The organism is Pseudomonas sp. JH-2 (genome assembly GCF_036231725.1).
GTDB lineage: Bacteria > Pseudomonadota > Gammaproteobacteria > Pseudomonadales > Pseudomonadaceae > Pseudomonas > Pseudomonas delhiensis.
Window position 1 is genome coordinate 1 of the sequence record NZ_JAZAQP010000124.1, and the last position, 1,011, is coordinate 1,011.

Below are 1,011 nucleotides of genomic sequence, written 5' to 3' on the forward strand. Positions count from 1 at the left end.
GATACGGCAATTCCGTGATCCTAAATGCGTTACCTATGTCTCCCGACACCTGTTACCCATGTCTCCCGGCAGAACACAAGCTCAACCCATCCTACGGGGGTGTTTTTCTGCGCCGGAAAAAAAGAGGCCCGCGACGTGCTGCCGACACGTGCGGGCCTGTGGTGCAACCGGGAAAGTGGCTAGTGCAGCGCTGCCTGGCGCCGCTCCTGGGTGGGCGGGCGGCCGAAGTGCTCGCGGTAGCAGCGGGCGAAGTGCTGCTGGCAGGGGAAGCCGCAGGCCCGCGCCACCTCGGCCAGGGGCCGGGCGCTGCCGCGCAGCAGCTGGCGGGCGTGGGCCAGGCGCAGGCGCTGGTAGTAGCGCGCCGGCGTGCACTGCAGGTAGCGCTGGAACAGGCGCTCCACCTGGCGCCGCGACAGGCCCAGGGTGGCCGCCAGCTGCGGCATGCCCAGGGGCCGCGTGAGGTGCGCGCGCATCAGCGCGATGGCGCGCTGCAGGCCGGCATGGGGTGGCGCGGCGGCCTGGGTGGCGCCCAGGCTGCGTTCCTCGTCGAGGATGGTGCGCACGGCCTGGGCCAGCGCCAGGCCCTGGCTGCGGCCGATCAGTTGCAGCAGGGCGCTGGCGCAGTCGCCGTCGCCGCTCGCCGGGCGGCAGCCTTCCGGGCCGCAGAGCACCAGCAGCTCGGCGGGCGGGCGCTGCGCGAGGCTGGCGTCGCAGTTCACGCACAGGCCGCTGCTGGCCCTGACCGCGCCGCCGTCCAGGCTCAGCAGGGCCCAGCCGAGGCGGCTGGCGCCGGCCAGCAGGTTGGCCTGGCGCAGCGGCTCCAGGGCCAGCGCCAGGGCGAACAGGTCGAAGCCGTCCTGCAGCAGGAAGTTCACGTGGGCCGGGGCGGTGTCGTGCATGGCGCTGCCCTCAACACTCGATGATGCTGACGGCGAGGCCGCCGCGGGAGGTTTCCTTGTACTTGTCGTGCATGTCGGCGCCGGTGTCGCGCATGGTGCGGATGGCCTGGTC

2 protein-coding genes are annotated in these 1,011 nt (G+C 72.3%); both read right to left on the minus strand.

Features of this window, described 5'->3' with window-relative positions; all coding sequences use genetic code 11:
• Nucleotides 1-179 precede the first annotated feature (179 nt).
• Nucleotides 180-899, minus strand: a complete 720-nt coding sequence (locus tag VV867_RS31010; RefSeq protein WP_328568446.1) for a GlxA family transcriptional regulator — start codon at nt 897-899, stop codon at nt 180-182.
• 10 nt (nt 900-909) lie between these two features.
• The coding region (locus VV867_RS31015) for a hypothetical protein (protein WP_328567934.1) at nt 910-1,011 on the minus strand (102 nt) is incomplete at its 5' end.